Source organism: Nocardiopsis sp. NPDC055824 (assembly GCF_053616335.1).
In genome coordinates this window covers 1-9,699 of record NZ_JBSHDN010000226.1, presented here as the reverse complement: position 1 = coordinate 9,699, position 9,699 = coordinate 1, and the positions used below count along the sequence as shown (strand labels likewise).

General features: G+C 68.2%; 6 protein-coding genes. 3 read left to right on the top strand and 3 right to left on the bottom strand.

Going from position 1 to position 9,699, the window contains the following annotated elements; translation table 11 throughout:
- Positions 1-11: 11 nt before the first annotated feature.
- Positions 12-275 (bottom strand): GlsB/YeaQ/YmgE family stress response membrane protein, encoded by a 264-nt coding sequence (locus ACWGL3_RS28170; protein ID WP_267946905.1) that lies wholly within the window; start codon positions 273-275, stop codon positions 12-14.
- A 238-nt stretch (positions 276-513) separates the two neighbouring features.
- Between ACWGL3_RS28170 and ACWGL3_RS28165 the strand changes: the two genes are divergently transcribed.
- Positions 514-2,667: a tetratricopeptide repeat protein gene (locus ACWGL3_RS28165; RefSeq protein WP_452461991.1), complete on the top strand. Its 2,154-nt coding sequence runs from the start codon at positions 514-516 to the stop codon at positions 2,665-2,667.
- Positions 2,668-3,045: 378 nt separating this feature from the next.
- On the opposite strand, the gene ACWGL3_RS28160 is transcribed toward ACWGL3_RS28165, so the two are convergent.
- Together ACWGL3_RS28160 and ACWGL3_RS28155 are read right to left on the bottom strand one after the other, a co-directional pair.
- Positions 3,046-4,218, bottom strand: a complete 1,173-nt coding sequence (locus ACWGL3_RS28160; protein WP_452461990.1) for a hypothetical protein — start codon at positions 4,216-4,218, stop codon at positions 3,046-3,048.
- A 527-nt stretch (positions 4,219-4,745) separates the two neighbouring features.
- A complete protein-coding gene (locus tag ACWGL3_RS28155; protein WP_452461989.1) occupies positions 4,746-7,865 on the bottom strand; it encodes a BTAD domain-containing putative transcriptional regulator in 3,120 nt (1,039 codons plus the stop codon).
- Positions 7,866-8,329: 464 nt separating this feature from the next.
- On the opposite strand from ACWGL3_RS28155, the gene ACWGL3_RS28150 reads away from it, so the two are divergent.
- Both ACWGL3_RS28150 and ACWGL3_RS28145 read left to right on the top strand, forming a co-directional pair.
- On the top strand, positions 8,330-8,995 hold the full coding sequence (locus tag ACWGL3_RS28150; RefSeq protein ID WP_267946910.1) for a ClpP family protease: 666 nt from the start codon (positions 8,330-8,332) through the stop codon (positions 8,993-8,995).
- On the top strand, positions 8,992-9,612 hold the full coding sequence (locus tag ACWGL3_RS28145; protein ID WP_267946911.1) for an ATP-dependent Clp protease proteolytic subunit: 621 nt from the start codon (positions 8,992-8,994) through the stop codon (positions 9,610-9,612). The genes ACWGL3_RS28150 and ACWGL3_RS28145 overlap by 4 nt, the downstream gene beginning before the upstream one ends.
- Positions 9,613-9,699 lie beyond the last annotated feature (87 nt).

Below are 9,699 nucleotides of genomic sequence, written 5' to 3'. Positions count from 1 at the left end.
GGGCGGTTCCGCTAGGCGGTCCCCCTCGCGTTCTTCGAGTACATCCCGTCCGCCAGGTAGACGATTCCCGCGGCGACAAGAACCTGGATGACCAGGATGAAAAGGAACTGGTCCCAGATCATCGCCCCGATCCAGCCGCCGAGGAAGGCGGCCACGATGCCCAGGAGCAGGGTGAGCCAGATCGGCAGATGCTGCTTCCCCGGCACGACGAGGCGGCCCAGTGCTCCGATGATGAGGCCGACGATGATCGCACTGATGATTCCGGTGATCTCCACAGGTTCCTCCCCCACGTAGATGCCCTCTCCCCGTGCCCATTGCCGGGAGGGGAAAACACGGCGAGTCCATCCCCTGAACGACTCTTTTGCCGCTTTTTTTGCCCCCTTCCCCCCTCTTCCCGGCAGGACCCGGGCCTGTACGGGGGCCGCGGACCGCCCGGGAGCAGCGGGGGGATTGACCGGGAACGGCAGGGGGTAGGTCTTCCCTCTGTCGGCCTCTTGGCATCGAGAGAAGCCCATGCCCCCCGAGAAGGACCGCGACCGGACGGGACCCGGGCCCCCCGGGAACAGCGTCACCGGAGACAACCACGGCACGGTGATCCAGGTGGGCACCGTGTACGGCGGCGTGGGCGTGGGCGCGGGACCGCCGCACCGGCACAGGGTCCCCCGGCAGATCCCGCACACCCCGCGGTTCTTCACCGACCGCGAGCGGGAGTCCCGCCTCCTGGACTCCGTCGGCCGGCAGGCCCGCGAGGGGGGCGGAGGGCGCGTCGTCGTGCTCAGCGGGACCGGCGGCGTCGGCAAGACCGCTCTGGCCACCCACTTCCTGGAGGAGAACGCCGGGGCCTTCCCCGACGGGGCGCTCTACGCCGACCTCCAGGGGTTCGGCGAGCCGGGCCCCGCCGACACCGGCGACGTCCTGGACGGGTTCCTGCGGGCCCTGCACGTCGACCCCGGCGCCATCCCGCACGACACGGGGGCGCGTGCGGCGGCGTTCCGCTCCCGCACCCACGGCCTGGGGATCTCCGTCCTGCTGGACAACGCGCTCTCGGCCGCCCAGGTCCGCGCCCTCCTCCCGGGCCGGGGGCCGCACCTGGTCGTGGTCACGTCCCGCCTGCACCTCGCCGGGCTCCGCCTCGACGGCGCCGAACTGCTCGAGGTGCGGCCCCTGGACGAGCCGGAGGCCGTCCGCCTGGTGTCGCTCATGCTCTCCGACGGCCGCACCGGCGCCGAACCCGCCTCGGCCCGGGAGCTGGTGGACCTGTGCGGGCGGCTGCCGCTGGCCCTGAGGGCGGCCGTCAGCGGCCTCACCGACCGCCCCCACCAGCCGCTGAGCCGACTGGTGTCGCGGCTGTCGGGGGAGCACGGGCGCCTGGCCGCGCTCAGCCAGACACGGGAGCTGTCCGTGGACACCGCGTTCAACGCCTCCTACGCCCTCCTGTCCGAACCGGCCCGGCGCATGTACCGGCTGCTCGGCCTGGCGCCCGGCCGGGACCTCACCCCCGAGGCCGCCGCGGCCCTCGCCGGCGTGCCGGACGACGACGCCGAGGACCTGCTGACGGACCTGGTGGCCGCCAGCCTCTTGGAGGAGGGGGCCGACGGGCGGCTCCGGCAGCACGACCTCGCGCGGCTGCACGCCCGGGCCCTGGCGGAGGAGGGCTGCGGGGAGGGCTCCGAACGCGAGGCCGCCGTGGACCGGGTGCTGGACTTCTACCTGGAGACGTCCGCCGCCGCCGACCGGACCCTCAACCCGGGCCGCTGGCACCTGGCGCCCGTGTTCGACCGGCCGCCCCGGCGCGTGTTCGGTTCGCGCGCCGAGGCCCTGGACTGGTTGGAGGCCGAACTGGAGTGCCTGCGCGCGTGCGTGCGCCTCGCCCACGGCACCGGCCGCCACTCCGTGTGCTGGCAGCTGTGCGAAGCCCTGCGCAACCTCTTCATGCTGCGCAAGCACTACACCGCCTGGGAGGAGGCCTACACGACCGGCCTGGCCTCCGCCGAGGCCATCGACGACCCCGCCGCCCAGGCGTATCTCCTGTCGGTCCTGGCCGCCCTCCAACGCACACTCGGAAGACTGGACCAAGCCGGTGACAGCTATCACCGAGCTCTCCCGTTGTGGCGACGGGCCGACCACGTCGTCGGCCGTACCGCCGCGTTGGAGGGTTACGGCGTGCTCGAGCTCGACCGTGGTCGACCGAGGAAAGCCCTTGACTGCTTCCGAGAGGCCCTACGCATCTACCAGGAGATCGGGATGGAGCGCGGCATCGTCCTGGTCCACCGACGCCTGGGCCAGGCCGCCTCCGCAATGGGAGACCACGAAGCATCCGTCCGTTACTTCACCAGAGCCCTGAAGGATCTTCCTGAAAGCACTGAAGCCTATATGCGCCTCCGAGCCCTGGTCGGTCTTGCCTCTGCGTACATCAGCGCAGGACGATTTCCGGACGCCGTGCCTGTTCTGGAGGAAGCGCTCGGGCTCAGCCGTGACCTGAGGGCGGAAACGGAGGAGGCCCGTGTCCGGGTCATGTTCGCCGATGCTGCCCGGGAATCCGGGCAGTTCGGCGAAGCGCGACGTCAGCTCACACGAGCGCTCTCCATCTACACCTCGCTGTCCGCTCCCCAGACCGAAGAGACGCGGCGAGGTCTGGACGCCCTCCGACAACTCGAGGAGAGCTGAGCTCGGCTGACGCGAGGAACGCCTCCAGCCCCTCAACGCACCCCCCTGCCGTCAACCAGGCATAGGCAACGGAAGCCACCACCCACGCAGGGACGTCTGCCGCCACCGTCAAGCCGTCCGGCACTCCTCGCACATGCACTGACGAGGGCAGACCCAGGCTTGCGACCACACTGCTTCCAACAAGGTCTCCGAACGTTCTTTCGGGGCTGAGGTCACCGTCCCTGGGCAGAAGGACGACGTCCGCCGCCAAGAGCCAACATCGCTCCGTATGGGGGCCTGCGACCACCACAAGGTGCTCGTCCAGGAGGAGAGGGGTGCTGCGGTCGAGGGCGGGAAAAAGGGTCACTCTGGACAGCGCCGCCCGCGCCCTTGTCGGTTTCACGCGACCGACACCCCCTCTCCTGCCCCTCCACCGACGAATCTCGGTACCGCAACCTCCGGTAGAGAGGCCGCGCCAACGGGCTCTGACAGGTTCATCAGGCGGTAGACGAGTGCGCGCAGCAATTCCGCGGACCGCCCAGGGGCGGAGGTGAGCAACGAGGTGAAGAGGGAGGCTTGTCGGGGGTCGTGACTTTCGGCAGTCTTCTCGATCTGCGGCATCAGGGGTCGAGTCGGCTCGTAGACGGGCGCATACCGGTGCAACGCCTCCAGGGGTGATCCGGGAGCCAGGTAGGTGAGGTCACCACTGGCGAGGAGCACTGGAGTTCCGAGGGCACTGGACACATAGGTGGTGGATCCATGGTCGCCGATGACAACGTCTGCGGCGACGTGCAGACCCAGCCACGGGGAGTTCTCGGCGAGGACCCGAAGGCCGCGCCGACGGGCTCCGGCGAGCCAGGCGTGAACCTGACGCCCTCCGTGAGCGGACCAGACTCCCGGATGGATGTTCACAGCGGCGACGTGGTCATGCGGGAGGTCGTCCATGAGCTGTTCGAGCAGACCGGGGTGACGCCCCAGAAGAGAGCGCCTTCCCCAAGAACTCGACAGGAGTACGAGCCTCTCACCATCTCCCACTCCGATGGCTTGCCGGTAGCGTTCCCGTTCGGGACGAGACATCAAAGCCCTGTCGAGGCACGGGTCACCCACGAGATGGGTCACCTCAAGAGACTCAGGAACCACATTGGCGAGGATGGCACGATGATTCTCGTGGGAAACACCGATCGCCGCCGGAATGACCCTGCCGTATCGGACAAGGTTGGAATAAACAGCATCGTTCACCGGCGGACGCACCAGTGGAGGCCCGTAGCCGGTCGCAGCCTTGACGATCTTGGAGAAACCGACCCCGTGCGGTATGACGAGGGTCGGTGCCCGCACCTTTTCAAGGTGGCTGTTGTGACTGTTGTTCGCTGCGATAGCCAGGTCGAACTCGAAGCGCTCCACCTGATCGGCTGTCAGGACGAAGCCGTCGAGGTTCCGGGTGTAGGCCTCAGCACTCCGCTCGAAACGCGAGCCCCGACCTACAGCGAAAACCACCTGGATGCGCCTGTCCTGCTCGAACATTCCGAGAAAATCATCGACCCGGTTTGCCGCCTGCCTGTTTTCGAGAAGCACGAGAAGAGTTCTCTCGACTTCGAAAGTAACTGGGGCGACAGGCCCGACAGAATCTCCCCGCCAACCTTGAAATCCATATCCCATTGCTTTCCCCTTCCAGCTCTAAGATCAAGCTGGAAGCAACAATGAAGCACCCATCTGGGGGAATTATTAAAAAACCCTTGCGGCCCCCTTGCGGGACCTTGAGTCAGGCTGACCGAGAACTTGCGTCAGCCTGAACACCCTGCTCGGAGCCCTAGAAGAACCAGGGCCACATGTGGGCCACCGCTCGACGCGACTGGGCCGCGCCAAGCTCACGAGGGCCGGAATTTGCCTTCGCTCGACGCGACTGGGCCGCGCCAAGTTTACGAAGGTCGGAATTTACCTCAGGAGGCATGAGCGCCTTTGCTCCCCCACTATCGGATCATCATGATTCACCGGTCAGACACAGAGCCCCAACCGCTTCACCAGACCGCAGAGAACCTACGGGGTGATGCACCAGATCCTAGCGGACAAACCACGCTCATTACGCCTAGGCGACCTAGTACTCAACTACCGAATCGAGAACACATTTCCACCTTGATGCGTATCGATCCCAAATGGGGGTTTTGCACCCCTTTGAGAAGGATGATCGCGCGGTTCCAGTGTTCGAGCGCCTCACTCTCACGCCCCTCGCGGCGGAGCAGGTCACCGAGAAGGTCGTGAGCCCTCGCCTCGTACGAGCGCTCCCCTCCGCGCCTGGCCAACTCACGGGCGTTGCGGTAACACAGGCGCGCCTCCGAAAAGCGTCGATCCTCCACACGCGCGTCGCCCTGGACGAGCAGCAGTCGCGCCTCGAGTTCCGGCACTCCCAGGGCACGAACGCGCCTCAGGGCCGACTCCAGAAGCGCGTCGGCCTCATCGTGCCGACCAAGGCCGAGAAGGGCAGCAGCGAGGCCGGCGTCGGCCTCGATGATCTCGGCCTCGTCCTCCCGGCTCCGGAGCAGCCGCCGTGCCTCCGTGAAACAGTCGAGCGCTTCCTCGTACTGGTGCTTGTACTCGGCCACCAGGCCCATGCCCTGCATGACTTTTGCGACGGAGCGGTCGTCGCCGGTCTGCTTGAAGACGGCCAGACCACGCTCACACGCCCTTCTCACGTCGCGGTGGTATCCGTTCAGGTAGAGCCCCCTCGAGAGGTTCATCTGCACCTGGGCTGCAGAGTTGATGTCACCGAGCAAGCGGTGGAGCGCGACCGACGTCGTGAGGGATGCCTCGGAAGCCTCGTACTGCCCCAAGATGCTCTGGCTGATCCCCATGTGGTTGAACACCTGGGCCACACCCCGGTCGTCACCCAGGGCACGGAACTCCGTCAGTGCTTCCCGGTACTCGGCTAGAGCGCCCCGGTCGTCGCCGGAACGCTGGCGAATCAGACCGAGCTGGTCCATCGCCCAGGCATGGCCTGTCCGGTCGCCTCGCCGCTCGCTCTCCGCCAGGGCCGCCCGGATGTCCTCCACCGCGGCGGGAAGATCGCGCAGTCGCCACCGCACCCGGCCCAGTTCGTACAGGGCCCTGCCGAGCCCCGGCCCCCTGCCAATCCAGCGCCACGCCTCGACGGCCCCGAGGTAGAGGGCCTCGGCACCGTCCCACGGACCGTACTTGTCCAACAGGCCGGCCAATGCCAGGGGAATGCGGGCCGCATGCCCCATGAATCCGTGCGAGTGTGCGTACCCGACCGCAGCCTCTATCTCCGGGAAATGTGTCGAGAACCACTGCCCCGCCTCACGGGCGTCCTCGAAACGGGGGAGGCGCGACGTGTGTGTCGGTCGTACGTCCAGACGGGAACGGCCAGGCGCGACCGCACGGTCCACCACGTCGGCGATCGCGAGGTAGTGGTCGAGGAACCTGTGCCCCACACTGCGGCGCTCGCCCGGTGACAGCACTTCGGTTGCCCGATGCCGCGCAAAGCTCCTCAGAAGCTCGTGCATCCGATACGCATTCGGTTCCGCCTCCTCCACCAGGTGGACGCCGAGAAGCTCCTCCATCGCCCCCTCTGCTCCATCCCAGTCCCCCAGTACTGCGGCGACCACGTGGAGAGAGGCCTCCGCCGTCGGGTGCATCCCCATGGCCAGGAACGCGGACCGTGCTCTCGGACTCAGGTCCGTGTAGGAAAGCTCGAAGACCGAGGTCAGATCCCGTTCACCGGCCGATACCTCTTCGATGCCGTTCCGTGCGATCCGGTCTGCGAGGTAGTCGAGGGGCCATGTGGGGTGTCGGCGCAAGCGGCCTGCGGCCAGGCGGAGGCCGAGGGGAAGCCCGCCGAGCAGCGACGCCAGCCGTCCGGCCGCCTCCGGCTCGGCGGCCTTGCCCGTGAGGGCCGAGAGCATCCGGACGGAATCGGAGGGGGACAGCGGTCCGAGGGTCAAGGTGCGCGCGCCGTCCAGTTCCGTGAGCTTTTGGCGGCTGGTCACCAGGACGGTACTGCCTGCCACCCCCGGGACCAGTGGCGCCACCTGCCCCCGGACGGCGTCATCCAGGACGATGAGTGCACGGCGCCGGGAGAGACGGGTCCGCCACAGGTCCGCTCGGGCCCCGACCCCCTGGGGTATCTGCTCGTGAGGCACCCCCAGCATGAGCAACAGTCGGTGGAGCGCGTGCGCGGGCTGGACAGGACCATTCGTCCCACGAAGGAGCAGGTGGATGACGACGTCGTAGTCCTCGCGCAGGATCTGGGCCGCTTTGACGGCGAGCGACGTTTTACCGACACCCGCGCTTCCCTCCACCACCTGGACGACAGTGGTGGCGGTAGCGGTCCGGGCTCCGGCAAGGAGCCTCTCGAGTTCCGCCTCACGGGTGACGAAGTCCGGCAGCCCGGCTTCGAGGTTGTCGAAGACGACGGGACCCGGCCCGTCCACTCGCCGTTCGGGAGCGGACGCCCTTTCCTCCGTCCGCCGGTCCCCCTCGAGAAGCTCCTGGAAGAGTCTTCGTGTCCGCGGGTTCGGCTCGACTCCGCGTTCCTCCCGATAGAAGTCACGCAATTCCCCGTAGCACTCGACGGCCTCGCTCTGGCGGCCGGCCGCAGCAAGGACGCGCATTCGGGTGTGGACCAGCGAATCGTTTCCAGGACTCTGAGCGCAGGCCTCGGCAAGGCGATCGGCGGCCTCGTCGTACTCACCCAGCTCCGCCTGGGCCTCGGCCCAGCGCATGAGCACCTTCAGACGGATCTCCTCGATACGGTCGCGTGTGGCTTCGGCCCATGCCCCCGGGACCCCGACGAGCGGATCACCCTTCCAGAGCCCCAAAGCCTGTGAAAGGAGTTCGGCCGCAGATTGGTGCTCCCCTTCCCGTAGGCGCTTCTCGCCGTCCCCGCACAGTCTTTGAGCTCGATACAGATCAACGGAGTCGGGAGTGGCCTCCAAGACGTATCCGTGGGACCGGGATTCCAGCCGGTTCTCCGCCCCCGCCTCCCGCAGGCGCCTGCGGATGCGGGTGATGTGCGAGTAGAGGCTGGTACGGATCGAGGCCGGTGTGTCCTGACCCCACACCCGGTCGATCAGCACCCGGACCGGCACGACCTTTCCCGCCGAGTGGGCAAGGATCGCGAGGACGAGCCGTTCCTTCGGGGGTCCCAGCTCCACCAGCCGACCGCCGACCAGTATCCGGGGCTCCTGGGAGAGGATTTGTATCTCCAACCGAACACCACCCAATGGCCACCACTCAACATCGGAGCATAATCGCACCCCCCATTTCCTGTTTCCAGGAACATAAACACTGTCAGAGGTCGACCAAAAATACACCTCCGAGACCATGAACAGCCGAGATGCCCGCCACCGACTTCGCAAGAAACCTTCTCGGGACAGGGATGTATCACCCCGGGGTATACATTTCGATCGGAAATCTATAAGCTCTCCCCGCATGCACGACAATTACACACGGGCATCGGCGCATTCCACCGCATAAACCGATGCACGCCTGTTCGCACGTGCACACCCCCGGACGTGGGCCCCTTCCCCCTTCGGGCGCGGAACGGGGTCTGCCAGGGGCAGATCTGCGGCGGGCCGAAACAGTGGAAGCCGCGGGGGCCGCGGCCGCAGGCTGGAACCACCGGCCGGGCGGGCGACCATCCCGCCACGGAGGGCCGGACGAGGAGGGTTCCATGTCCATCCACCCACTTCCCGTCGCCTCGCACGAGGCGGCGGGGGCGGCCTTCGACGACCAGATGGCGGCGCGCCTCATGCGCAGCCGCATCGTGCTGCTGGGCACCCAGGTCGACGAGACCAGCGCGAACCGGGTCTGCGCCCAGCTGCTGCTGCTCGCCGACGAGGACCCGCACAAGGACATCACGCTGGCCGTCAACAGCCCCGGCGGCTCCGTCTCCGCGGGGCTGGCCGTCTACGACACGATGAACTTCATCCCCAACGACGTGTCCACGCTGGTCATGGGGTTCGCCGCCAGCATGGGCCAGTTCCTGGCCTGCGTCGGAGCCCCCGGGAAGCGCTACAGCCTCCCGCACGCGCGCATCATGATGCACCAGCCCAGCGGGGGGCTCGGCGGGACCGCCGCCGACATCGCCATCCAGGCGGAGAACCTCGCGCACACCAAGCAGACCATGGTGCGGCTGATCGCCCGGCACACCGGGCAGTCGGAGGAGACCATCTCCCGGGACCAGCACCGCGACGCCTGGTTCACCGCGGAGGAGGCCAGGGACTACGGGTTCGTCGACCACGTGGTCGCGTCCGTGGCCGAGGTCGACGGCGGCGGCATCCGGCTGGGCACGCACGCCCCCGGCTTCGCCACGGGCACGGCGGGGGGAACCCGATGAGCGGGCGGTACACGGTGCCGATGGTCGTGGAGCGCACGCCCCACGGCGAGCGGTCCTTCGACGTCTTCAGCCGGCTGCTGTCGGAGCGGATCGTCTTCCTGGGCACCCCGATCGACGACGACGTCGCGAACGTGGTCATGGCGCAGATGCTCCACCTCGACTACGAGTCCAGCGACGCCGACATCCAGCTGTACATCAACTCGCCGGGCGGCTCGAACACCGCGCTGACGGCGGTCTACGACACCATGCGGTTCGTGCGCGCCGACGTCGCCACGGTGTGCATGGGCCAGGCGGCCTCCGCGGCGGCGGTGCTCCTCGCGGCGGGCGCGCCCGGCAAGCGGCTCGCGCTGGAGCACGCGCGGGTCCTGCTGCACCAGCCCTCGGGCGAGGGCCAGGGCGTCGCCGCCGACCTGGAGATCCAGGCGGGCGAGATCCTGCGGGTGCGCTCGCAGGTGGAGGAGATCCTGGCGCGGCACACGGGGCAGACGGTGGAGCGGCTGCGCGCCGACACCGACCGGGACAAGATCTTCACCGCGCAGCAGGCCAAGGAGTACGGCCTGGTGGACGGGATCATCACCACCCGCCAGGTCGCACCGGAGGCCGTCGGCGCGTCCTGAGGGGCGGTGGGCCCGGGGCCCGGCGGGCGTGCCGCCGGCCCCGGGGCCTCCCGGCGCCGGTCCGCGCGGACCGGGCCCCGCACGGAC